This is a genomic window from Salipiger sp. PrR003, from assembly GCF_010500785.1.
Taxonomy (GTDB): domain Bacteria; phylum Pseudomonadota; class Alphaproteobacteria; order Rhodobacterales; family Rhodobacteraceae; genus Salipiger; species Salipiger pacificus_A.
In genome coordinates this window covers 137,449-159,879 of the sequence record NZ_JAAGOV010000026.1, presented here as the reverse complement: position 1 = coordinate 159,879, position 22,431 = coordinate 137,449, and the positions used below count along the sequence as shown (strand labels likewise).

24 protein-coding genes and 2 riboswitches are annotated in these 22,431 nt (G+C 71.7%); of the genes, 5 read left to right on the top strand and 19 right to left on the bottom strand.

Annotated elements, in window-relative coordinates; genetic code table 11:
* Positions 1 to 42 precede the first annotated feature (42 nt).
* Genes G0D83_RS04490 through G0D83_RS04480 form a run of 3 tightly spaced genes read left to right on the top strand, consistent with a single transcriptional unit; the run spans position 43 to position 2,615 of the window.
* On the top strand, positions 43 to 531 hold the full coding sequence (locus G0D83_RS04490) for a TRAP transporter small permease (RefSeq protein WP_164189930.1): 489 nt from the start codon (positions 43 to 45) through the stop codon (positions 529 to 531).
* Positions 524 to 1,852: a TRAP transporter large permease gene (locus tag G0D83_RS04485; RefSeq protein ID WP_164189928.1), complete on the top strand. Its 1,329-nt coding sequence runs from the start codon at positions 524 to 526 to the stop codon at positions 1,850 to 1,852. The genes G0D83_RS04490 and G0D83_RS04485 overlap by 8 nt, the downstream gene beginning before the upstream one ends.
* A 10-nt stretch (positions 1,853 to 1,862) precedes the next feature.
* Positions 1,863 to 2,615, top strand: a complete 753-nt coding sequence (locus G0D83_RS04480; RefSeq protein ID WP_164189925.1) for an SDR family NAD(P)-dependent oxidoreductase — start codon at positions 1,863 to 1,865, stop codon at positions 2,613 to 2,615.
* Here G0D83_RS04480 and G0D83_RS04475 read toward each other — a convergent pair.
* From G0D83_RS04475 to cbiE, 8 genes are all read right to left on the bottom strand, one after another.
* Complete coding sequence (locus tag G0D83_RS04475; RefSeq protein ID WP_164189923.1) at positions 2,612 to 3,190, bottom strand: hypothetical protein; 579 nt, start codon at positions 3,188 to 3,190, stop codon at positions 2,612 to 2,614. The genes G0D83_RS04480 and G0D83_RS04475 overlap by 4 nt on opposite strands.
* A gap of 24 nt (positions 3,191 to 3,214) precedes the next feature.
* On the bottom strand, positions 3,215 to 3,532 hold the full coding sequence (locus tag G0D83_RS04470) for a hypothetical protein (RefSeq protein WP_164189921.1): 318 nt from the start codon (positions 3,530 to 3,532) through the stop codon (positions 3,215 to 3,217).
* Between the two features lie 281 nt (positions 3,533 to 3,813).
* Positions 3,814 to 4,566 carry a precorrin-6A synthase (deacetylating) gene (cobF, locus tag G0D83_RS04465; protein ID WP_164189918.1) on the bottom strand — a complete coding sequence of 251 codons (753 nt, stop codon included), beginning with the start codon at positions 4,564 to 4,566 and terminating at the stop codon, positions 3,814 to 3,816.
* Between the two features lie 53 nt (positions 4,567 to 4,619).
* Positions 4,620 to 5,294 (bottom strand): energy-coupling factor ABC transporter permease, encoded by a 675-nt coding sequence (locus G0D83_RS04460; protein WP_164189916.1) that lies wholly within the window; start codon positions 5,292 to 5,294, stop codon positions 4,620 to 4,622.
* A gap of 53 nt (positions 5,295 to 5,347) precedes the next feature.
* Positions 5,348 to 5,527: riboswitch (cobalamin riboswitch) on the bottom strand.
* Positions 5,523 to 6,896: a cobyrinate a,c-diamide synthase gene (locus G0D83_RS04455; protein ID WP_164189914.1), complete on the bottom strand. Its 1,374-nt coding sequence runs from the start codon at positions 6,894 to 6,896 to the stop codon at positions 5,523 to 5,525. It overlaps the preceding riboswitch by 5 nt.
* On the bottom strand, positions 6,889 to 7,698 hold the full coding sequence (gene cobM / locus G0D83_RS04450) for a precorrin-4 C(11)-methyltransferase (protein ID WP_164189912.1): 810 nt from the start codon (positions 7,696 to 7,698) through the stop codon (positions 6,889 to 6,891). The genes G0D83_RS04455 and cobM overlap by 8 nt, the downstream gene beginning before the upstream one ends.
* Positions 7,695 to 8,063, bottom strand: coding sequence for a cobalamin biosynthesis protein (locus tag G0D83_RS04445; RefSeq protein WP_164189909.1), 369 nt, complete (start codon positions 8,061 to 8,063; stop codon positions 7,695 to 7,697). Before G0D83_RS04445 ends, cobM begins: the two co-directional genes overlap by 4 nt.
* On the bottom strand, positions 8,060 to 9,274 hold the full coding sequence (cbiE, locus tag G0D83_RS04440; RefSeq protein ID WP_164189907.1) for a precorrin-6y C5,15-methyltransferase (decarboxylating) subunit CbiE: 1,215 nt from the start codon (positions 9,272 to 9,274) through the stop codon (positions 8,060 to 8,062). The genes G0D83_RS04445 and cbiE overlap by 4 nt, the downstream gene beginning before the upstream one ends.
* Here cbiE and G0D83_RS04435 point away from each other — a divergent pair.
* Entirely contained in the window at positions 9,273 to 10,028 is a 756-nt protein-coding gene (locus G0D83_RS04435) for a cobalt-precorrin-6A reductase (protein ID WP_164189962.1), read from the top strand. The genes cbiE and G0D83_RS04435 overlap by 2 nt on opposite strands.
* Here G0D83_RS04435 and cobJ read toward each other — a convergent pair.
* Genes cobJ through G0D83_RS04400 form a run of 7 tightly spaced genes read right to left on the bottom strand, consistent with a single transcriptional unit; the run spans position 10,001 to position 18,101 of the window.
* The gene (gene cobJ, locus G0D83_RS04430; RefSeq protein WP_164189905.1) at positions 10,001 to 10,753 is read right to left on the bottom strand and encodes a precorrin-3B C(17)-methyltransferase; all 753 of its coding nucleotides are present in this window, start codon (positions 10,751 to 10,753) and stop codon (positions 10,001 to 10,003) included. The two genes, G0D83_RS04435 and cobJ, sit on opposite strands and share 28 nt — an antisense overlap.
* Positions 10,750 to 11,529: a precorrin-2 C(20)-methyltransferase gene (cobI, locus tag G0D83_RS04425; protein ID WP_203594917.1), complete on the bottom strand. Its 780-nt coding sequence runs from the start codon at positions 11,527 to 11,529 to the stop codon at positions 10,750 to 10,752. Before cobI ends, cobJ begins: the two co-directional genes overlap by 4 nt.
* Positions 11,526 to 12,155, bottom strand: a complete 630-nt coding sequence (locus G0D83_RS04420) for a precorrin-8X methylmutase (RefSeq protein WP_164189902.1) — start codon at positions 12,153 to 12,155, stop codon at positions 11,526 to 11,528. Before G0D83_RS04420 ends, cobI begins: the two co-directional genes overlap by 4 nt.
* Positions 12,155 to 13,303, bottom strand: coding sequence for a cobalamin biosynthesis protein CobG (locus G0D83_RS04415; protein ID WP_370457159.1), 1,149 nt, complete (start codon positions 13,301 to 13,303; stop codon positions 12,155 to 12,157). The genes G0D83_RS04420 and G0D83_RS04415 overlap by 1 nt, the downstream gene beginning before the upstream one ends.
* Positions 13,300 to 16,614, bottom strand: coding sequence for a cobaltochelatase subunit CobN (gene cobN, locus G0D83_RS04410; RefSeq protein ID WP_164189899.1), 3,315 nt, complete (start codon positions 16,612 to 16,614; stop codon positions 13,300 to 13,302). The genes G0D83_RS04415 and cobN overlap by 4 nt, the downstream gene beginning before the upstream one ends.
* A 12-nt stretch (positions 16,615 to 16,626) precedes the next feature.
* Positions 16,627 to 17,685 carry a cobalamin biosynthesis protein CobW gene (cobW, locus tag G0D83_RS04405; protein ID WP_164189897.1) on the bottom strand — a complete coding sequence of 353 codons (1,059 nt, stop codon included), beginning with the start codon at positions 17,683 to 17,685 and terminating at the stop codon, positions 16,627 to 16,629.
* A gap of 2 nt (positions 17,686 to 17,687) precedes the next feature.
* Entirely contained in the window at positions 17,688 to 18,101 is a 414-nt protein-coding gene (locus tag G0D83_RS04400) for a DUF1636 domain-containing protein (RefSeq protein ID WP_164189895.1), read from the bottom strand.
* 89 nt (positions 18,102 to 18,190) lie between these two features.
* Positions 18,191 to 18,405, bottom strand: a riboswitch (cobalamin riboswitch).
* A gap of 38 nt (positions 18,406 to 18,443) precedes the next feature.
* Here G0D83_RS04400 and cobO point away from each other — a divergent pair.
* A complete protein-coding gene (gene cobO / locus G0D83_RS04395; RefSeq protein WP_164189893.1) occupies positions 18,444 to 19,055 on the top strand; it encodes a cob(I)yrinic acid a,c-diamide adenosyltransferase in 612 nt (203 codons plus the stop codon).
* A gap of 4 nt (positions 19,056 to 19,059) precedes the next feature.
* Here the strand turns inward: cobO and cobD are convergent, their stop codons facing one another.
* The 4 genes from cobD to G0D83_RS04375 are packed head-to-tail and all read right to left on the bottom strand — an operon-like array spanning position 19,060 to position 22,398.
* Positions 19,060 to 20,076 carry a threonine-phosphate decarboxylase CobD gene (gene cobD, locus G0D83_RS04390; protein ID WP_164189890.1) on the bottom strand — a complete coding sequence of 339 codons (1,017 nt, stop codon included), beginning with the start codon at positions 20,074 to 20,076 and terminating at the stop codon, positions 19,060 to 19,062.
* Between the two features lie 5 nt (positions 20,077 to 20,081).
* A complete protein-coding gene (gene cbiB / locus G0D83_RS04385) occupies positions 20,082 to 21,023 on the bottom strand; it encodes an adenosylcobinamide-phosphate synthase CbiB (protein WP_164189888.1) in 942 nt (313 codons plus the stop codon).
* Complete coding sequence (locus tag G0D83_RS04380; protein ID WP_235939679.1) at positions 21,020 to 21,814, bottom strand: propanediol utilization protein; 795 nt, start codon at positions 21,812 to 21,814, stop codon at positions 21,020 to 21,022. The genes cbiB and G0D83_RS04380 overlap by 4 nt, the downstream gene beginning before the upstream one ends.
* The gene (locus tag G0D83_RS04375) at positions 21,811 to 22,398 is read right to left on the bottom strand and encodes a histidine phosphatase family protein (RefSeq protein ID WP_235939676.1); all 588 of its coding nucleotides are present in this window, start codon (positions 22,396 to 22,398) and stop codon (positions 21,811 to 21,813) included. Before G0D83_RS04375 ends, G0D83_RS04380 begins: the two co-directional genes overlap by 4 nt.
* Positions 22,399 to 22,431: the final 33 nt, after the last annotated feature.

Sequence of the window (22,431 nt, the reverse complement as noted above, 5' to 3'; positions counted from 1 at the left end):
CGCCTTTCGTCCTGACCCACGCCTGCTGACAAGGGAGGGGCAATGGCCTTCATCCTGCGCGAGGCCGAGAAGATCATCTGCGCGGTGCTCTTCCTGGCCATGACCTTTCTCGGCTTTGCCAATGTGGTGGTGCGCTACGGCACGCATTACTCGCTGGCCGCCACCGAAGAGCTGCTGACCAACGGCTTCCTGCTGCTGACCATCTTCGGCGCGGCCATCGCCGCGCGGCGCGGCGAGCATCTGGCGGTGGGGCTGGTGCACGACATGCTGCCGCGCCCGGCGCGGCGGGTCGTGTTCGCGTTCTCGGTGCTGGCCTCGGCGCTGCTGCTGGTGCTCTCGGCGTGGTTCTCGTGGCAGGCGGTGGCCAACCTCATGGACAATGGCATGCGCTCCTACGGGCTGCAGATCCCGGCGTGGTACTATCAGGCCGCGGTGCCCTTCGGCTTCGCGCTGGTGCTGATCCGCTACCTGCAACACGCCTGGGTGGTCTGGCGCACCGGCGAGGACAACGAGGTGATCCCCGATGTATGATCTCTTCCCCGGCCTGCCCGCGGGCACCGAGATGGTGATCCTGTTCTTCCTCCTGCTGGCGCTGCGCGTGCCGGTGGCCTTCTCGCTGGGCCTGTCGGCGATCTACGCCATGTGGCAGATCGGTTTCGGGCTGGAGCTGGCGGGCGATCTCATTGCCACCGGCATCACCAAGTTCTCGCTGCTGGCCATTCCGTTCTTCATCCTTGCCGGTACGCTGATGGGCTCGCTTGGCATCGCGGAGCGGATGATCCGCTTCTTCCGCGTGCTGATCGGTGCAACCCCAGGCGGCATGAGTGTCGTCGGCACAACCGTGTGCCTCTTCTGGGGCGCGGTGAGCGGCTCCGGCCCGGCCTCGGTCGCCGCGATCGGGCCGATGATCATCAAGGGCATGGAAGAAGACGGTTATCCCAAGGCCTATGCCGCGGGTCTGGTCTGCACCGGCGCGGCGTTGTCGATCGTCATCCCGCCGTCGATCGGGCTGGTCATCTACGGGGTGATCGCCGAGACCTCGATCTCGCATCTCTTCCTCGCCGCCATCCTGCCCGGGCTGTTCATGGGCGTGATGATGCTGCTCACGCTGCCCTTCGCCAAGCCGCAATCCGGTCGCGCCGCCGCGCTGGAAAAGCTGAGCCCGATGCCGCATGCGGACAAGCCCTATGGGCAGCGCCTGTGGCTGTCGTTCAAGGACAGCTTCTGGGGGCTGATGACCCCCGTCGTCATCCTCGGCGGCATCTACTCGGGCGTCTTCACCCCCACCGAGGCCGCGCTGGTCGCCACGGTCTACGCGCTGCTGGTGGGCGGGCTGATCTACCGCACGCTCACCCTAGACGGGCTCTACAATTCGCTGTCCAACGCCGCCGCCTCTTCGGCCACGGTGATGCTCGTGGTCGCCTATGCCAGCCTTTTCGGCTGGGTGGTGACGGTCGAGGATCTGGTCGGCAGCTACTCGGGCGCCCTGCTCGGCCTTTCCGGCAACGAGGGGGTGATCCTGCTGGTCATCATGCTGATCCTGCTGATCGCCGGCATGTTCATGGATGCGGTGACGGTGATGTTCATCTGCCTGCCGATCTTCATGCCGGTGGTGCGCGAGCTGGGCTGGGATCCGGTCTGGTTCGGCGTGCTGGTGATGGTGAACCTCGCCATCGGGCTGATCACCCCGCCGGTCGGCATCAACCTCTATGTGGCCGCCAATGTCACCCGCCTGCCGATCGAGCGCGTCGCTCGCGGCGCCATGCCCTTCCTGCTGGTGTGCCTGATCGGGCTGGCGGTGATCGGTGCCTTCCCGCAGCTTTCCCTCGGCCTGCTCGGCCCCGCCAACTGAGGAGTCCTTTATGACCCAGAAGACAGCCATCGTCACCGGCGCCGCGCGCGGCATCGGGCTTGCGACCACCAAGCAATTCCTTTCCGAGGGTCGCCGCGTGGCGATGATCGACCGGGACGCCGAGGTGCTGATGGCGGAGGCCGGGCAGCTCGACAACGTGCTGCCGGTGGTCTGCGACGTCTCGCAGCCGGACCAGGTGGCGGCGATGATCGCCGAGGTGGCCGAAGCTTTCGGCCGCATCGACGCGCTGGTGAACAACGCCGGGGTCGCGGATTTCGGCCCCATCGAAGAGACCACCTTTGAGCGCTGGCGTACCGTCATGGCGACCAATCTCGACGGCGTCTTCCTCTGCTCGCAGGCGGCGATCCCGCACCTCAAGCAGGTGCAGGGCGCCATCGTCAACATCGCGTCGATCTCGGGCCTGCGTGCCTCGACGCTGCGGGTGGCCTATGGCACCTCGAAGGCCGGGGTGATCCAGCTCACCCAGCAGCAGGCGGCGGAGCTGGGCGAATACGGCATCCGCGCCAACTGCGTGGCGCCGGGTCCGGTGCGCACCAAGCTGGCCATGGCGGTGCATTCGCCCGAGATCATCGCGGCCTATCACGACGCCATCCCGCTCAATCGCTATGGCTCGGAGGATGAGATCGCCTCGGTGATCGTCTTCCTCTGCTCGGACAAGGCGAGCTACGTGACCGGGCAGACTATTGCCTCGGACGGCGGCTTCCAGTCGACCGGGGTGGGCCTTCCGGCGCTGCGGGTCTAACGCGCGCGGTTCAGGAACAGGCGGATCCAGCGGAAGACCAGCATCAGCGCCAGCGTGGTGGCGATCAGCCCGATCAAGTCGCCCACCGCGTAGATCGCCACGACCGCCACCGAGTCGTCGGGCAGGATATGCCCCGAGAACACCAGCGACTGGCCCGCGGAGTTGATCACCGAGGCCAGCGCCCCTGCCAGCAGCAGCCACTTCCAGTGAATTTGCGCCCGCTGACCGGCGTAGACGCGCCGCCCGGCCAGCGCCATGGCCTCGAAGGCGAGGGGCGCCGAGGCCGCCCCCACGGCGATGGACAGCAGGATCAGCGGCTGGGTCGGGGTGCTGATCTCCGCCGGCGTGAAGAGGGCCTCCGACAGGAAGGCGCCCAGAAACAGCGGCAAGAAGGCCCGCTTGCCGAGCAGCCAGGTCGAGAGCACCCGCACGCCATGCGGCAGGTAGGCCAGGCTGGCAAAGATGGTGAGCTCCGGCATGAGCCGCGACTGCATCGGGGTGATCAGAAGCGCGGTCAGGCCGTGTGCGAGGACATAGGCCAGGATCACCACGGAGAAGTTCTGCAGGACCGTCATGTCGGGCGCGCGCGGGGCAGGGGCTCAGCTCAGCGGCAGCGGCGCGCCGACAAGGTCGCTCCGCACGACGTAGGCCCGCGCCTTGGTGTCCGCCGCCCGTTCCAGGAGCCCGCGGTCGAGAAGGGTGCGGATGGCCCGGTAGAAGGTCGCCTGCGCGGAGGAGCGGACCAGCGCATGGTCGCGGATCTGCTCGGAGCTGATCACGTCGCCGGGCCGCTCGCAAAGTCCATGCGCGGCAAGGAGCACGTCGCGTTCCAGGCGGCTGAGATCTTCGAGACCGACATCGCGTTCGAGCTGGCGCAGCATCTCGCGAAGCTGAAGGATGGAGCTGAGTTTGTTCATGGCAGCAAGTCTTTGCGCAGCGCGGCCATGGGGTCAAGAAATGTCACAGGTCGCCGCCCAGTTAACTTTATCAATTTGATAATCTCTTGGAGTCAGGTGAGCTCCGTGCTACGCAACCGACGTGGCGTTAGGTCAAGAGTGCCTTTTTGACGAGTATCCGTGAGTGGTGGCGCCGCAGCTCATTTGAGAACCTTTCGCCTTGGTGCTTTCCGGCACCAAGGCTTTTCGTTTCGGGCTTCCGGGGACGAAGGGCCGGGATCCGGTCGTCGGACACGCAGGCGTCAGTCTGCGCCGTCCGTGGAGGCACGGCGCAGCAGGTAGGTGTCCATGATCCAGCCATGCTTGGCCCGCGCCGTCTGCCGCAGGGCGATGATCTCCTGCGCGACCTCGGCCAGCGGGCCGGAGCGGAGGATCTGCGCCGGGCTGCCGAGGTAGGCGCCCCACCAGATGTGCAGTCCCTCGGCAGGGAGCCCCGCGAAGCTGCATTCCCCGTCGAGCATCACCACCACGGTCTCCTCGCCCGCGGGCCAGCCCCGCGCGCGGAGGCGCCGCCCGGTGGTGAGTTTCACCGCGCCGTTCACGCTGTTGAGCGGGATCGCATGGGCGGCGGTCAGCGCCTGGATCGCGGTGATGCCGGGGACCACCCGCAGCCTTGGGGGCGGCTGGAGGCGCCCGGCGATGCGCAGCGTGCTGTCGTAGAGAGCCGGATCCCCCCAGACCAGCAAGGCGACCGGCCCCTCCGGCGCGCCGTGCAGCGCCGCGATCCAGCGCCGGGCGATCTCGTCGTGCCAGGCGGCGACGCGCTCGGCATAGGGGAGCGTCGGATCGCGCACGGGGTAGGTGAAGGTGCGGATCTCGGCGTTTGTGCCCGCGGCCTCGAGGATCACCTGGCGCAGCGCCCGGAGGTCGTCTTTCGCCTCGCCCTTCAGCGGCAGCAGGATGACGGCCGCGTCGCGCAGCGCCTGTACCCCCTCGAGGGTCACATGGCCGGGGCTGCCGGTGCCGATGCCGACAAGCCAGAGGTCCTGGATCATGGAGCTTTCCTTGCGGTGGGTGCCCGGCCCCGTTCTGGGGACCGGGCGCCTGGTCAGGCGGTATAGAGCCTTGGCGCGAAGAGCCGGCCGAGCCCGGTGTCGCGCAGCGATTTCGCGGCGGCGAGCGCGGCGAGATCGGCCAGCGGCTCGATCAGCAGCACCAGCATGTAGGCGCCGCCGAAGGTCAGCACCGCGCCGAAGGTCTCGGCCGAGATACCCTGGCCGTAGAAGACCCAGAAGGTGACCCAGGCGACGACCCCGGCCTGGAACACACCCGAGAGCTTCAGCACGTCGGCATAGCGCAGGTCCACATAGGCCGTGTCCGCGGGCACCACACGACGGGCGAGCGCCGCGGTTGCGAAGAGCGGCACCAGAAGCGTGGTGACATTGACGAAGTACATCGGCAGGTCGCTGGGCGCGAAGAACAGCCCCTGAACAAGCAGACCCAGCGCCAGACCCATCGCGGCGGGTGCGGCGCCGAGCAGCAGGAAGAGCGTCGAGCCGAGGATGAAATGCACCTCAGAGACACCCACCGGGAAGTGCGGCAGCACCTCGAAGAAGACGAAGGTGCCCACGGCGGCCATCAGCGTGCGCGCGGCAAGCGAAACGAGGTTGCTGCGCGCCGCGTCCTCTGCGGCGAGCTTGGCGGTATAGCCGGCGGCGCCTGCCGCGGTGACGGCGGCAAAGGCCAGTTTGGCGCCGTCGACGACGCCGGGTTCGATATGCATGATATTTCCTTTACGTGTGGCTGCCCCACCGGCAGCGAAATTGCCCATGAGGGCGGGAAAGGGGGTCGCATGGCAGGTCTCCTGACTCGCAGATCGTCGCGCCTCGGCCCTTCCCGGCATGCCTGCCAGTGGATCTTCCTCGGCGCTCCTCGCTTACAGTTGCGGGGGCAGTCCGGGCCTCTCACCCGGTTCCCTTGCGTCCCGTGCGGGACACCATGCGGGGTCGGCTCAGCGCCGGGCTTTGGTCTGGATGCGCGCCTCCTCTTCGGCTTGTGCGCGGGGGGCAGACGGCTCCTCCGCCGAGATCAGGTGAAAGAAGGTTCCCGTGACCTGCCCGCGCCGCGAGCCGGTCTCGGCCACCGGGGCGCCATCGGCATCGGCGACCTCGGCCAGCGGCGGGTCGGGTTGCTGCAAGATGGTGGAGTAATGGAACTCATGGCCGCGCAGCGCCGCCCCGGCGTCGAAGCCCGGCATCGGCGCGCGCAGCACCGCGCGGCGATAGCCCAAGTGGAACTTGCGGGTCTCATAGCTGGTGACGAGGCCCAGCAGGCCCGCCATTTCGTGCCGCGTGCCGCCTTTGTCGATCAGCCCCGCGCCAAGGGCCATGTAGCCGCCGCACTCGCCGTGGACCGGGCGCGTCTCGGCATGGCGGCGCAACCCGGCGCGGAAGGTCTCGGCGGCGGCGAGCCGCCCGGCGTGCAGTTCGGGGTAGCCTCCGGGCAGCCAGACCAGATCGGCCCCGGCGGCGGGCGGCTCATCGGCGATCGGAGAGAACGGCAGGACCTCGGCCCCGGCGGCGCGCCAGCCTTCGAGAAGGTGCGGATAGGTGAAGGAAAAGGCCGCGTCCTGCGCCAGCGCGATGCGCTGCGCCGGGGGCCTGGGCAGGGCCGGCGTTGCGCCGGGCAACGGCCCGCCCGCAGCAGCGGTGCGGAGCGCGGCAAGGTCGACATGCTCGCGCAGGAAGGCGGCGTACCCGGCGATGGCGGCTTCGAGGTCCGGATGCTCCACGGCCTGGATGAGCCCGAGGTGCCGCTCCGGCAGGGTCAGGTCGCCGCGCCGGGGCAGCACGCCGAGCACCGGCAGCCCGGCGCGCTCCATGCCGAGCCGCGTGAGCCGCTCGTGGCGGGGCGAGGCGACGCGGTTGAGAATCACCCCGGCGAAGGGCAGATCGGGCATGTACTGCCGGAACCCCAGCGCCGTTGCGGCGGCGGATTGCGCCTGCCCGCCCACGTCGAGCACCAGCACAACCGGCCAGCCCATCGCCCGCGCCGTCTCGGCGCTGCTGCCAAAGCCCTGCTGGCCGCGCGTCGCGACCCCGTCGTAGAGCCCCATCGAGCCCTCGGCGAGGCAGATGTCCGCCCCCGCCGCCTGCGCCGCGATCGCCTGCCAGAGGTGTGGTCCCATGGCCCAGCCGTCGAGGTTGAAGCTTAGCCGCCCGCTGGCAGCGCGGTGGAAGGCCGGGTCGATGTAGTCGGGGCCGGACTTGAAGGGCTGAACCGCCAAGCCGTCCTCGGCCAGCGCCCGCAGCAGGCCCAGCATCACCGTGGTCTTGCCGGTGCCCGACGAGGGCGCCGAGACCAGAAGTCCGGGAACCTCAGCCATCGATCTGCGCCTCCTGCTCGGGGGTCCAGCCACTCCACGGGCTCTCGGCGCTTTGCGGGCGGTGGCGGCGGTCGTAGTCCACCGCATAGAGGCAGCTCTCTTCAAAGCCCTCGCCCGCCAGCGCCGGTCCGACAAGGATGAGCGCGGTGCGGGTGATGCCCGCGCCGAGCTTGTCCTCGATGTCCGACAGCGTGCCGCGCAGGATCACCTCGTCCGGCCAACTGGCGCGGTAGACCACGGCGACGGGGCAGTCCGCGCCATAGGCGGGGGAGAGATCGGCAACCACCCGCGCGATGTTCTGGATCGACAGGTGGATCGCGAGCGTCGCGCCGGTGGCGGCGAAATTGGCCAGCGTCTCGCCCTCGGGCATCGACGAGGCCCGGCCCGGCGTGCGGGTCAGCACCACCGATTGCGCGAGGCCCGGCAGGGTCAGCTCGGCGCCGAGCGCGGCTGCGGCGGCGGCGAAGGCAGGCACGCCGGGGGTGACCGAGACCGGGATGCCGAGCGCCTTCAGCCGGCGCATCTGCTCGCCCATCGCTGACCAGACCGAGAGATCCCCCGAATGCAGCCGCGCCACGTCGTGGCCCGCGTCATGGGCGAGGCGGATCTCGGCGATGATCTGGTCGAGGTCCAGCGGCGCGGTGTTGACGATCCGCGCGCCGGGGGGGCAATGGCCAAGGATCGCCTCGGGGACCAGCGAGCCGGCGTAGAGGCAGACCGGGCAGCGCGCGATGATGTCGCGGCCGCGCAGGGTCAGCAGGTCGGGCGCGCCGGGGCCGGCGCCGATGAAGTGAACGGTCATGGATCGGGTCCTTCTGCCAGCGCGCAGCTGGCCATGCGGTCAGAGGAAATGACGCGCGCGCCAAGCAGACGTGCGCCCGGCCCGGCGGCGGCGAGGGCGGCGGCCTCGGCGACCGAGCCGGTGGCGCGTTCGGCGCGCACGCGGGGGGAGTCGGTTGCCGTGCCCTGCGCGGAGAGCTGGCAGGCCGGGACGCCAGCGACCGGCAGGCCGAGAGATCCGGCCAGGGCACGCAGGGCGGGGGCGTCTGCCTTGTCCTTGGCCGTGGCGAGACAGCCCGCCTCCCGCCCGGCGCGGGCCCGGTCATAGGCGTCGCGCAGGCTGGAGGCGCCCGCGCCCTGCCGGAATCCGAAGCCCGCGACGATCATGTGACGTGGCTCCATTGCACGATGGGATAGGCCGCCTTCCAGCCGCGTTTCGGGCCGAGGGGCTGGGCGGACGACAGTTCGATGCGCAGCAGCGCGCCGCCGCGCCGCGCCTGCGCCTCGGTCAGCAGCGCCTCGGACTCCAGCGTCACCGCGTTGGCGACGATCCTTGTGCTCCCGGGAAGATGCGTGTCCAGCCACTCCAGCAGGTCGCGCGTCAGGCCGCCGCCGATGAACACCGCGTCGGGGCGTTCGAGTTGCGCCAGCGCCGCGGGGGCAGAGCCTTCGACCACCCGCAGCCGCCCGGCGCCGAGCCGGGCGGCATTGGCGGCGATCCGGGCGGCGCGCTCCGGGCGCGGCTCGACGGTGCTGGCGTCGAGAGTGGGATCGCAGAGCAGCCACTCGATGCCGATCGAGCCCGAGCCGCCGCCGATATCCCACAGGTGCTCGAAGGGGCGCGGGGCGAGGGCCGAGAGGGTGAGCGCGCGGATGGGGCGCTTGGTGATCTGGCCGTCGCTCTCGAACCAGCTGTCGGGGCGGCCGCTGGCGAGGGGCAGCACCGCGCCCTCTCCGGCCACCGCGACGGCGGCACAGACGGGGTGGGTGAAGCTGCGCTTGGGCAGGGCCTCGGCGCGCGCCTCGGTGCGCCGCTCGCGGGGGCCGCCGAGCGCTTCCATAACGGTGATCCCGGAGGCGCCGAAGCCCTCGGCGGCAAGGTAGTTCGCCAGGGCCCGCACCGCCGCGCCGTCGCGCAGCAGCACCAGCATCCGCCGTCCCGGCGCAAGCCGCGGGCGCAGCCGCGACAGCGGCGCGGCATGCAGGCCGAAGCACTCGGTGCTCTCCAGCGGCCAGCCCATCCGCGCGGCGGCGAGCGAGAAACTCGAGCGGCCCGGAAAGGCCTGCCAGTCGCCGCGCTCCAGTTGCCGCGCCAGCACCGCGCCGGCACCGAACCAGAAGGGATCGCCCGAAGCCAGCACCGCAACCCGCTGCCCGCGCAGCGCCAGGAGCTGCGGAATGCCCTCGGCAAAGGGCACGGGCCAGGCGATCCGCCTTGCGCCCGCCTCGGGGAGCAGCGACAGGTGCCGTTCGGGTCCCATGACGATGTCGGCTGCCGCGAGCGCGGCACGGCTTGCGGAGCAGAGCCCGTCCGGGCCATCTTCGCCGAGCCCGACGATCGACAGCCAAGGGACTTCGGACGTGACAGCCTCAGACATGGAGCCGAACCTTCTGGTGCTCGGCGGCACCGCCGAGGCGGCGCGGCTCTGCCGGGCGCTGGCCGGGGCGGGTTTGCGCGGCACGGTGTCGCTGGCGGGGCGCGTGGCCAGTCCGGCGGCGCAGGCGCTGCCGCTGCGCATCGGCGGTTTTGGCGGGGCAGAGGGGCTGGCAAGCCACCTGCGAGCCGAGCGCATCACCCATGTGATCGACGCGACCCACCCTTTCGCGGCGCAGATGAGCGCCAATGCCGTCGCCGCCTGCCGGGCGGCGGGCGTGCCGCTGATCGCGCTCACCCGAGCGCCCTGGGAGGAGACCGCCGCAGACCGCTGGATCCGGGTGCCGGACATGGCTGGGGCTGTCGCTGCGCTCGCCGGTCCGCGGCGCCGCGTGATGCTGGCCGTGGGCCGCATGCATCTGGCGGACTTCGCCGCACAGGCGCAGCATGTCTACCTGCTGCGGCTCGTTGACCCGCCCGAGGCACCTCTGGTTTTTCCCGATCATCATGTGGTGGTTGATCGCGGCCCCTTCGGTCTCGAATCCGACCGAAGGCTGATGCGGGAGCACCGGATCGACCTCGTGGTCTCGAAGAATTCCGGCGGCAGCGGGGCCTTTGCCAAGATCGCGGCGGCGCGCGAACTGGGCCTGCCGGTGATCATGATCGACCGGCCCGCCATCCCGGCGCGGCGCGAGACGCATGAGGTGGACGGGGTGCTGCGCTGGCTGGATCATGCGGGCACCGACCTCGGGGTGTAGACGAAGGCCGCGCCATCACGGGGGATCACCCGCGTGGTCGAGGCCCCGACAATGACCACCGTGCGCATGTCGGCCATCTCGGGGGTGCAGCGGTCGAGAGGGACCACGCGGATCGCTTCTTCCGGGGTCGAAACGGCGCGGGCAAAGATCACAGGGCGGGCATCGCCGCAGGCCTGCTGCAGGACATCCAGGGCTTTCGCGAAGCCCTCGGGCCGGGCCTTGGAGCGCGGGTTGTAGAAGGCCATGGCGAAATCGGCCTCTACGGCGAGACGCAGGCGCTTTTCGATCAGCGACCAGGGCTTGAGGTTGTCGCTGAGGTTGATCGCGCAGAAATCATGCCCCAGCGGCGCGCCCGCGCGGGCGGCGGCGGCGAGCATCGCGGTGATGCCGGGCAGCACCGCGATGTCGAGCGCGCGCCACTCTGGTGGGCCCGCCTCGACCGCCTCGAACACCGCGGCCGCCATGGCAAAGACCCCGGGATCGCCTGAAGAGACCACGACGACCGAGCGGCCGGCGCAGGCCATCTCGAGCGCGTGGCGGGCGCGGTCCAGCTCGACCCGGTTGTCCGAGGCATGCAGCGTCAGGCCGGGGCGCGGCGTGACGCGGGCGACATAGGGGATATAGCCGACCACATCCGTCGCCTCGGCCAGCGCGGCAGTGACCTCTGGGGTGACCAGTGCCTCCGATCCGGGGCCGAGCCCGGCGATGACCAGCCGTCCGCTCATGGCCGCCGCCCCTGTCCGTGCACCAGCACGATGGAGAAATAGGGCGTTACCCGGCCCTCGGCCTCCGACAGGCGCTGCACGGACTGGCCCGGCATCGCGGCATGTTCCACCAGCCAGGCCTCCTCGAAGCGCCCGGCGGCGCGCAGGGCGCGGCGGACCTTGTCGATGTTGCGGCCGATTTTCATGATCACCAGCGCGTCGGCATTGCGCATCTGCCGCACCAGCTCGGCCTCGGGCAGGGTGCCCATGAGCGTGCTCATCACGTCGTCGCCCCAGGTGATCGGCAGGCCGGTGGCGCACCAGGCGGCGGCCATGCCGGGGATCGCCGGGATCACCTGCAGCGGCGCATGGCCCTTGAGCCGGGTGAAGAGATGCATGAAGGAGCCGTAGAAGAACGGGTCGCCCTCGGCGAGCACCAGCACCTCGTGGCCCGCCTCCGACAGGGCGCGGAGCTTCGCGGTACAGCCCTCGTAGAAGGCCGAGAGCAGCGCGTTGTAGCGCGGATCGGTGAGCGGGATCTCGGTGGTCACCGGGTACTCCATGGCGATCTCGATCACGTCGGGGCGCAGCATCCCCTCGACGATGCGCCGGGCCTGTCCGGGTCGCCCGGCCTTGCGGAAATAGGCCACGTGGCGGGCCTTGCGCAGCAGCCGGTCGGCGCGCACCGACATGAGGTCGGGATCGCCGGGGCCGAGGCCGACGCCCCAGATCGTGCCCTGCACCCGCGCGCCTACCTCTGCGCTGGCCTCTGCGCGGATTTCCCCCTGAGCGTTCATTCGGCGCGGCTCGCGATGGCGTTGATCGCCGCGACGGTGATCGCGCTGCCGCCAAGCCGCCCCTCGACGAGGACGCACGGCACGGGCTGCGCCTGCCAGAGCGCGTCCTTGCTTTCCACCGCGCCGACGAACCCGACGGGGCAGCCGATGATCGCCGCCGGGCGCGGGCAGGCCGGATCCTCGAGCATGTTCAGCAGGTGAAAGAGCGCCGTCGGGGCATTGCCGATGGCCACCAGCGCACCCGCGAGCTGGGGCCGCCAAAGCTCGAGCGCCGCCGCCGAGCGGGTGGTGCCCATGGCGCGGGCCAAGTCGGGCACGCTGGGGTCGCGCAATGTGCAGAGCACCGGGTTGTCGGCGGGCAGGCGCGGGCGGGTGACGCCCTCGGACACCATCCGCGCATCGCAAAGGATCGGCGCGCCCCGCGCCAGCGCGGCGCGGGCGGCGGCGGCGAAGCCCTCGGAGAAGCGGATGTGCCGCTCGAGCCCGACCATCCCCGCCGCGTGGATCATCCGCACGGCGATGGGCTCCTCGTCGCGCGAGAACCGCGCGAGATCGGCCTCGGCGCGGATCGTGGCGAAGCTCTGGCGGTAGATGGCCGCGCCATCCTTTTCGTAGTCATAGGGCATCAGGGCTGTCCCGATAGGAGGGTGGGAAGATCGTCGAGTTGTGCGGGAGACATGCCGGTGCGGGCGGGGGTGTCCCAGGGCGCGCCATGTTCCACGAGGTCGAAGCCGCCCTGCCGTCCCACCAGCGTGACATCGGCGCCGCGCGGCAGGGCGCAGCCCTTGGCGCAGCCCGAGACGTGCAGCGTGCCGCGGACCTTTGGTGCCAGCCGGGCCGCGAGCGCGCGGGTGGGCACGGTCGCCTGCGGGCAGAAGGGGGCGCCCGGGCAGGCGTGGGCGGTCAGGAGCGCGCTGCCGGGGGCGGTGACGAACCCGGGGGCGGCGGTGTCGGCGTGGCCGCCGCGCAGGCAGAGGAGCCGGCCGGTCATCAATCGCACCGCCCGCGCGCCGCTGGTTTCGACAAGCTCCGCGAGCACGCTGGCCTCCATGCTGCCAAAGGGCACGCCAAGCAGCCGGTCCCCCTCCATGCCACCGGGTTCAGGGCAGGCCCCCGCCGCGCGCGGTGCGGTGCCCCGCCATGTCTGCGGAAGCGAGACCTGCCGCAGATGCCGCGCCATGCGCCCCGCCTCGGGGCCGCCGGTGGCGACGAACCAGCGGGCCAGCTCGGCAAGGGCCGCCATCGCGCCCGCTTCCGAAACCGCACACCCCGTTGCCGCCCCGTCGGCGCGCAGCAGCAGCGCCCCCGCCGGGTCCAGCTCGAAGCGGAAATCGGCAGACCCCGGGGCAAGCTGCCCCTGCGGCCCGGTGTCGAGCGCAAAGCCCATCTTGGCGGGCAAGGGCGGCAGCGCGGGCAGGGTCTCCAGAAGCGCCGCGTGAAGCCGGTCGGTCAGATCGCCCGCGCGCCAGCCCGCGGGCATCAGGATATTGCGCCGCGCCTCGACCGCCGGGTCGGCGTCGATCAGCCCTAGCGCGTCCAAACCCTCCAGCAGCGCGGGGAAGGCGGCCTCGGGCACCCCGCGGATCTGCAGGTTAGCGCGGGAAGTCAGCTCCAGCGTTCCGTTGCCATGGGTCCGCGCGAGATCGCAAAGCGCCAGCGCCTGCGCGGCGCTCAGCTCGGCGCGGAACGGGCGCACCCGCACCACCAGCCCGTCGCCCGAGAGCATCGGGCGGTGCGCGCCGGGGCACCAGCCCTTGACCAGCGGGGCGCTCACGACCGGTCCTCCAGCGCGGCGATCACCGAGTTCCGGCGGCTGTCCCAGAGCCCGGCCTCGCGCAGTGCGCGGAAGCGTTCGAGCATCGCCGCATGGGCGCCGGGGTTGGCGCCGCGCAGGAAGGCCTCGGTTTCGGGATCGCCGAGCGTCGCCGCGTGATAGAGGTCGAACAGATGCCCGCCGACCGCCCCCGCCAGATGCGCGAAGGCGGCCATGTGCTCGAGCGTCGCGGCGATCTCGGCGGCGCCGCGGAAGCCATGGGCGCGCATTCCGGCGATCCAGCGCGGGTTGGCGGCGCGGGCCTGCACCACGCGGGCGATCTCTTCGGGCAGGGCGCGGGCGCGGGGGCGCGCGGGGTCGGTGCTGTCGAGATGGTAGAGTGCGGCCTGCCCGCCAGTCGCGGCCTGTGCGGCGGCAAAGCCCGCCTCATGCGCGGCGTAGTCGGCGGCGAGCAGCAGGTCGGTCTCGGGCAGGTCCTGAAGGTGCACGAAGGCCTCGGCCTGCGCGACGCGGGCGCGGATCCCGGCCTCGTCGCGGGTCGCGCCCGCGCCGTCCAGCGCACAGGACGAGGCGTCGAGCCAGGCCTCCCCGGCGGCGCGTCGGGCCCCGTCATCGTAGCTGTCCAATGCCGCGCCCATGCCCAGCCCGAAGCTGCCCGGCGCCGGGCCGTAGACCCGCGCGCCCGGCGCGGTCCCGGCATAGGGGTTCCACTCCGGCGCCTCGTCGCGCGCCGCCAGCGCGGCGACCGCTGTCGCGAAGAGCCCCGAGAGCGTGGGGAAGACATCGCGGAACAGCCCCGAGACCCGCAGCGTGACGTCGATGCGCGGGCGGTCGAGCTCGGCGATCGGCAGCACCTCGAGGCCGCAGACCCGCGCCGAGCCCTCGTCCCAGACCGGCCGCACGCCCAAGAGGTGCAGCGCCATGGCGAATTCCTCGCCGGCGGTGCGCATGGTGGCCGACCCCCAGAGATCGACGACCAGCCCGCCCGGCCAGTCACCGTGGTCCTGCAGGTGGCGGCGCATCAGCTCTTCGGCCAGCCGCACCCCCTGCGCATGGGCGGCGCGGCTCGGCACCGCGCGCGGGTCGGTGGTGTAGAGGTTGCGCCCGCTCGGCAGCACGTCGCGCCGCCCGCGCCAGGGCGACCCCGAGGGCCCCGCCTCGATCCGCCGACCATCGAGCGCGGCGATGAGCGCGGCCCGTTCGGCCTGCACCGAGGCGCGGATCTCCGGCTCGGTGCAGCCCGGCGGCGGGCGGCCCCAGACGTGCAGCCCCGCGCCGAAGCGGCTCTCCTTGATGTCGCAGACGAAGCGGTCGATGCGGGGGATCGCCTCGGCGGTGGAGGCGGCCTCGCCGAGCCCCAGGTCGGCCTCGACGCCGCGGGCGCGGGCCTCGGCGCGGATGTCGGCCTGCAGCCGGTCGCGGCGGCGCGGGTCGAGCCCGTCGGCGGTGGAGAACTCGTCGAGCAGGCTTTCCAGGTGGGTCAGCCGGTCGGGGATCTCGCTCGCGGCGAGCTGCGGCGGCAGGTGGCCGAGGGTGAGCGCGCCGATGCGCCGCTTGGCCTGCGCCGCCTCGCCGGGATCGTTGACGATGAACGGATAGAGCACCGGCAGCGCGCCGGTCAGCACCTGCGGCCAGCAGGTCCCGGAGAGGGCGACAGCCTTGCCGGGCAGCCATTCCAGCGTGCCGTGGGCGCCGATATGCACCAGCGCGTCGGCGCGGGTCTGCAGCCAGAGGTAGAAAGCGACATAGGCATGGCGCGGCACACGCGCGAGATCGTGGTACTCGCCCGCGCGCGCCGCCGGGGTGCCGCGCTCGGGCTGCAGGGCGATGAGGCAGGGGCCAAGTTCCAGCGCCGCGACCCGGAAGGCGTCGCCGTCGATCTGCGCGTCCGCCTCGGGCGCGCCCCAGGTGGCGGTGATCTGCTGCCGAAGGCGCTCCGGCAGCTGGGCCAGCGCCGCGCGGTACTCCGCCAGCGGCAGCCGCAGGCTGCGGTCCTGCAGCGCCGCCTCCAGATCAGCACCCGGCTCGGGCACCGCGTATCCCGCCGCGCGCAGGTCCTCGAGGATGGCCCGCGCCGAGGCCGGGGCGTCGAGGCCGACCGCGTGGCCGAGGTTCCAGTCCTTGCCGGGGTAGGTCGAGAGGATCAGCGCCACCCGGCGCTCGGCCACAGGCCGTGCCGCCAGGCGCAGCCAGCCCATGACCCGGGCAACGGCGGCGGCGATCCCCGGACCGTGAGGGCGGTGCAGGGTGCGGGCGAACTGCAGCTCCGGGTCTCGCTCCCCGTGCGCCTTGAACGAGACAACCCCGGCCAGAAGCCGCCCGTCGACCTCGGGCAGCACCACGTGCATGGCCAGATCGGCGGGCGAGAGCCCCCGGTCCGCCGCGCCCCAGGCCTCTTCGGTGGAGGTTGCGAGGGCCACCTGGAAGACCGGCACGCCCGCGGCGTCGAGCGGCGAGCCCGCCGCGCCGCGCCCGCTGAAGGCGGTGGCGCTGACGATGGCGTCGGGGCAGAGCCTGGCCACGGCCTCTTGCAGCGCCTCCGCCGCGCCGGGCGCTTTCAGCGAGGGGGCGAAGAGTCCGACCACCTCGCAGCCCTCGGCCCGGAAGGCCGCGAAGAGTGCGGCGATGGGGGCCATGTCCGCCGCCACCAGGTAGGCGCGGTAGAAGACGACGAGAATCCGTCGCCCCGTCTTCTCGTTCCAAATGCGCCGGGGAGCGCGAGGGGCGGCGCTCCTCGGCTCATCAAGTGACTCGGGCCCGGTCTCGGGTGTCCACAGGCCCACCTCGGGCAGGGCGCGCGCGCCGCGCACCGGGGGCGCGCCGAGGCCCGAGGCCAGCGCCAGTTGTGCCAGCGCCGCCTGCGCCGCGGCGGGGCCGCCGGTGTCGCAGAGCCGGGCAAGCTGGCGCAGGGTCGAGAGCGGCAGAGTCGAGACCTCGTCGAGCCGCGGGTCGGGGCGGCCGTCGGCGGGCAGCACGGCAAGGGCGATCCCCTGCCGCTGCGCCAGCGCCTGCAGCTGCAAGAGTCCGTAGTCCCAATAGGGCCGCCCGCCGATCAGCCGCACGAGGATGCCCTTGGCGCCCGCAAGCGTGCGCTCCACGTAGGTGTCGACCGACAGCGGATGGCGCAGCTGCGCGAGGTTGGCGAGGCGCAGCGAGGGCAGGCTTCCGCCGCTCTGGTGCCAGGCTTCCGCGAAGGCCCCGAGGTCGCTGTCGGAGAAGGACAGCACCACGAGATCCGCCGGATCCTGCATCAGGTCCGTCGGGGTCTCGAGGTCCTCGAGCCCGTGGCTTTCGCGGAAGACGACGTGCATCTGCGGCGCGGCCTAGAGGGCCGGATCGAGCACTGCGCGGCTCAGGGCGGCGCGGATCTCGTCTTCGCGGATGTCATCATGCTCGGCGATCACCACCAGCCGCCCGGCGCGGGCCTCGCCCGGCTGCCACATACGGTCGAACTGGTGCCGCACCCGCGCGCCCACGGCCTGCACAAGCAGGCGCATCGGCTTGCCCGAGACCGCCGCATAGCCCTTCACCCGCAGGATGTTGTGGCTGCGGGCGAGCCCCTCGATGGCGTGGACCAGCTGCGCGGGATCGGCGAGCTCGGGAAGGTCGACGGTGATCGACTCGAACTCCTCGTGGTCGTGGTCGTGCGGGGTGTCATGGTGGCTGGGCCGGGCGTCGAGATCGTCCTCGGCGGCGGCACCGAGCCCGAGGATGATCCGCGGGTCGACCACGCCTTCTGCCACTTCGACCACCGGCATCGGGCGCGGCGCCTCGGCGGCGATGACCTCGCGGGCACGGGCCACGGCCTCGGCGCCGGCAAGATCGGGCTTGGTCAGCAGCACGATGTCGGCGCAGGCGATCTGGTCCTCGAAGACCTCCGACAGCGGCGTCTCGTGATCGAGGCTCTCGTCGGCGGCGCGCTGTGCGTCCACCGCCGCCACGTTGGGGGCGAAGCGGCCCGCTGCGACCGCCTCGGCGTCGGCGAGCGCGATGACGCCGTCGACGGTGATGCGGGCGCGGATCTGCGGCCAGTCGAAGGCCTGCAGCAGCGGCTTCGGCAGCGCGAGGCCCGAGGTCTCGATGAGGATGTGGTCGGGGCGCGGCTCGAGCGCCAGCAGCGCCTCGATGGTGGGGATGAAATCGTCGGCCACGGTGCAGCAGATGCAGCCGTTGGCCAGCTCGACCACGTTCTCGGCGGGGCAGTCCGGGATCGCGCAGCCGCGCAGGATCTCGCCATCGACGCCGACGTCGCCGAATTCGTTAACCACCACCGCGAGCCGCCGCCCGCCCGGGTTGCGCATCAGGTGGCTGACGAGGGTGGTCTTGCCCGAGCCGAGAAAGCCGGTGATCACGGTGACGGGGAGTTTCGTAAGATCGGCCATGTTCAGCGGTCCTGTTGCTTGGGCGCGGGGGTAAGCGGGGGGATGCGGGCGACGCAGTTGCGCTTGAAATGCTCGGGGCGCTGGCGCCAGGGGATCACCCCGTCGGGCGCCGCGTGGTATTGCGCGGCGCCGGCGAGCAGCATCTCGGGATGCGCGGACTCGTCGACGTTGGCGAAGACGTAGGTCCACTTCTCCGCCCCGCCGCGCAGCGCGACGGTGCAGCCGAAATCGCAGTTCTGCAGGCAGTCGGTGGCGGTGATCCGCACCCCTTCGGGCCGATCGAGCGCGGTGATCTGGTCAAAGAGCGCCTGACCGGGGCGCCGCGCGTCCTCTGGGGTCACCCCCGCCCGGCGGCAGGTCACGCAGACCAGCAGTTCGGTGTCACTCTCCTGACGCGTGTGCGCGCAGTCCATCATTCGTGTCGCCTCATCCATTGGGCGCACAGGGGTAACGGCGGAATGGATCCCGGGCATGGGAACACCCCGACACCGGCACACCCCGTCCGGTCTCAAAAGTCATGGCTGGCAGGTCTCCCGGCTCACGGAATTCAGGGCGTTTGGCCCAGCAGGCGCTCTGCCTTCCCAGCCCGATGGCCAGTGGCTTTCCGAGCGCCCTTTTCCGTTCACGGTCGCGGGGGCGGCTGTGCCTGACCGCGATCACTCGCGGCTGCACATTCCCTTTTCACCCGTTTACACGGGCACCAGCGTGGGGTCAGATCGCCCGGAAATCCGACCCCTGTCAAGACCGGAGAGAGCAGCATGAACGATGAGACCAACACCCGCCACGCGGAAAAGATGAAGAAAATCAAGGCTGCGCGGGACCGGATGATGGCCGGGAAAACCGCTGAAAAGGGCCTCATTCTCGTTCATACCGGCCCCGGCAAGGGCAAGTCGTCGTCGGGCTTCGGGATGATCCTGCGCTGCATCGCCCATGGCATGCCCTGCGCCGTGGTGCAGTTCATCAAGGGCAACTGGGTCACCGGCGAGGCGAAGATGATCCGCGAGAAATTTGCCGATGAGTGCCGCTTCTTCGTCTCGGGAGAGGGCTTCACCTGGGAGACGCAGGACCGCGCGCGCGACATCGCGGCGGCGCAGCGCGGCTGGCAGATCGCGCAGGAACAGATCCTCGATCCCGAGGTGCGCTTCGTGCTGCTCGACGAGATCAACATCGCGCTGCGCTACGGGTATCTCGATATCGACGAGGTGGTCGGCTTCCTGCTCGAACGGAAACCGGAGATGACCCACGTCTGCCTGACCGGGCGCAACGCCAAGCCCGAGCTGATCGAGGCGGCGGACCTGGTGACCGAGATGACGCTGGTCAAGCACCCGTTCCGCGACGGGATCAAGGCGCAGCAGGGCGTCGAATTCTGAGCGCTCAAAGCGTGGCGAAGGCCGCCTCGAGCTGTGCCCAGCGGTCCGAGGGCGGCAGGCCGAGGCGGATCCAGCGCTCGGAATAGGGGAAGATGCGGGTCCAGACATGGCTCTGGGCAAGGCGGTCCTGCGCCGCCAGCGCGTCCGGGGCGGCGTAGGTGCGGAAAAGCGGCGTGCTGCCGACCAAGGCCCAGCCGGTCCCCTGCGCCAGGGCGTCGAGCCGCGCGGCGTCGCTGGTGAGGCGCGCGGTGGTCTCCGCCTGCCACTGGCGGTCGGCAAGCGCCGCCGAGGCGATCTCGATCGCCGGGCCCGAGACCGGCCAGGGCCCGGCAAGCTCGGCCAGCCGGTCGCCGAGCGCGCCTTGCGCCAGCGCGAACCCCAGCCGCAGACCGGCCAGCCCGTAGAACTTGCCGAAGGAGCGCAGCACGATGACGTTCGGCAGGCCTCCGTCGAGGCGCGGCGCGATGGAGCGCCCGGGCTCGGGATCGGCAAAACTCTCGTCCACCACCAGCAGCCCGACCCGCGCTGCCAGCGCACAAAGCGTCTCGGGATCGCTGTGCCGCCCGTCGGGGTTGTTAGGGTTTACCACCACGGCGATATCGGCGCCGTGAAGGGCCGCGAGGCGGGTTGTCTCGGTCACCTGCCAACCGCCCGCGCGCAGCGCCGCCGCATGCTCGTTGTAGGTCGGCCCCAGCACCGCCGCCCGTCCGGGCGCGCGCAGTGATGGCACCAGCTGGATCGCCCCTTGCGCGCCATTGACCGGCACGATGCGCGCCGGGCAGGCATAGGCGGTGCGCGCCGCGGCGATCAGACGCGCCATCTCGGTGCGGCGCGGCAGCACGGCCCAGGCCTCGGCCGGGATCTCCGGAACCGGGTAGGGGTCGGGGTTGATGCCGGTCGAGAGATCCAGCCAGCTCGCGCGGTCTCCGCCGAAGCGCGCCATGGCGGCATCGAGGTTGCCGCCGTGATCCCTGGAGGGGCCGGCGGGCGGGGCGAAGGGCGGGTCGGGCAGGGTGTCCATGGCGCTCACTCGAACAGGACCAGCGCGGCGAGCGCAAGGGCACAGAGCGCCATGGCCCGGCGATAGAGGCGCAGCGCGCGGCTGAGACCCTGCGGCGTCGGATCGGGGGCGCCGGCGTTGAGCCAGGGCTCCTCGGCGATCCGTTCGCCATAGACGCGCGGCCCCGAGAGACGGACATCCAGCGCCGCTGCCATGGCGCTCTCGGGCCATCCCGCGTTGGGCGAGCAGTGCTTGCGCGCATCGCGCCCCATCACCCGCAGCGCCGCGGGCAGGCGGCGGCCGCTGGCGAGGGCGAAGAGCACCCCGGTGAGCCGCGCCGGGAGCCAGTTGGCCACGTCGTCGAGCCGGGCCGCGACCTTGCCGAAGGCCTCGTAGCGGTCGTTGCGATGGCCGATCATCGAATCGAGCGTGTTCACGGCCTTGTAGGCGGCGATCCCCGGCAGACCCACCACCGCCCCCCAGAAGAGCGGCGCGACGATGCCGTCCGAGCTGTTCTCGGCGAGGCTCTCTGTCGCGGCGCGGGCGATCCCCGCGGGGTCCAGCTGTGCCGGGTCGCGCCCCACGATCATCGAGACGGCGTGGCGGGCGGCCCCGAGATCGCCCCGCGCCAGCGGCGTGGCGACGGCGGCAACATGCGCGTGCATCGCGCGCAGGGCGATCAACGGCCAGGCGAGCACCGCGCCGAGGAGGCTGCCCGCAACGCTGTCCGGCAGCAGCGCCTGCACGGCAACAGCGGGCAGCGCGGCAAGGGCGACGGTCGACAGCGTGGTCAGCGCCCCGAGCCAGAGCCTGCGCCTCCGGCTACCCCGGTTGAGCCGCCGCTCCAGCGCCGAGATCGCCTTGCCCAGCCATGTCACCGGATGGCCGATCCGCACGTAGAGCCGCTCCGGCCAGCCTAGCAACAGATCGAGCACCATCCCCCCCAGCATCATCAGCGCAAAGCTCATGCCGCGCCCGTCCCGAAGGTCAGCACGCCGGTGAGCCCGGCCTCGGCCAATGCCGCGGCGCCCTGTGCAGGCAGGGTGCCGGGGGCAAAGATCAGCCCCCGCGCCGAGCCGGTGTGGGCGCGCAGCCAGCCGAGCGCGCCAAGCTCGCGTGCCAGCTCGGGCAGCGGGTCGGACTGCGCAAGGGAGGGGCCGCGCCGCGCGGTGCACCGCCGCGCCGAGGCACTGGCAAGGCGCGCACAGGCGGTCAGGTCGCGCCGGGTGACGGCGGCTGCCCATGCGTCGACCAGATCGGCGATGTCGTCGAAATTCTCGTCCCCGGGGTCGGTGCGATGCGGCGCGCCCCAGAACCCTCCGAGGATGTGGCAGGCGGGCGGCGCGGGCATCTGGCGCAGGATCCGCCCCTCTCGCGAGGCCCAGAGCAGGGCGTCCGGCCGGGGGAACATCAGCGGATCGCTGGCGCCCTCGACCGCGAGGCAGGCCGCGGCGAGGCGCTCGGCGCTGACAGTGACACCCGCGGCGCGGGCCAGGGCGACAAGCGTCGCGGTGGAGGCCCCGGCGCCGCCTCCGAGCGGGGCGGTCCGCGCCGTGCCGGGAAAGCACGGCGCGATCCCGAGCTGCGCGGCGAAACTTGCGAGCTGGCCCCGGGAGAAGGGCAGCGCGCCCTCTCCGGGGGCGCGGACGGTCAGGGCCGGGCAGCGGACGGTCACCAGGGCGACGGGGCCGCCCTTGCCCATGCGCCCCTGAATCCACTCGCCGAAATGGCCCTCGACGCACACCGGGGTCCAGCTCATGCGCGGCCCGCCTCGATCACCGAGAAAGGCCCCTCGGCACCGCAGCGCAGGCGGGTGACCGAAAGAGGCGCGATCTCGAATGCGAGGCCCGCGTGCTGGGACCCGGTCACCTGCGACAGCGCCGCGCGGATCACACCGGCGTGGACCACCAGCACCACCGGCGCGGCGTCCTGCGCCGCCTGCCGCCCATAGCACAGCAGCGCCGGGCGGACGCGGGCGCAGAGGCCTGCAAAGCTCTCGCCTCCCGGTGGGCTCCACTGTGCCAGCGCAGGGCCCTCCATCGGGCCGAGATCGGGCAGCTCGGCGTAGGGCCGCCCGTCATGCGCGCCGAAATCCTGCTCCCAGAGCACCGCATCGGGCACCGCCGCGCGCTCGGGCCAGAGCGCCTTGGCGGTCTGCTGGCAGCGCTGCGCGGGGCTGCTGACGAGAGCGCCCGGCGCGGGCAGCGCGGCGCGCAGGGCCGCGATCCGCGCAGGCTCGATCCGCGCCGCAAGATCGGTGCGGCCACAGAGCCTGCCGGGCTCGGCAATCGGTGCGTGGCGGATCAGGATCAGCTCTCCGGAGCCGGGTGTTTTGTGCTGCAACGGCCTGCTTGCCTCTTCCCTTTTGGCGACATT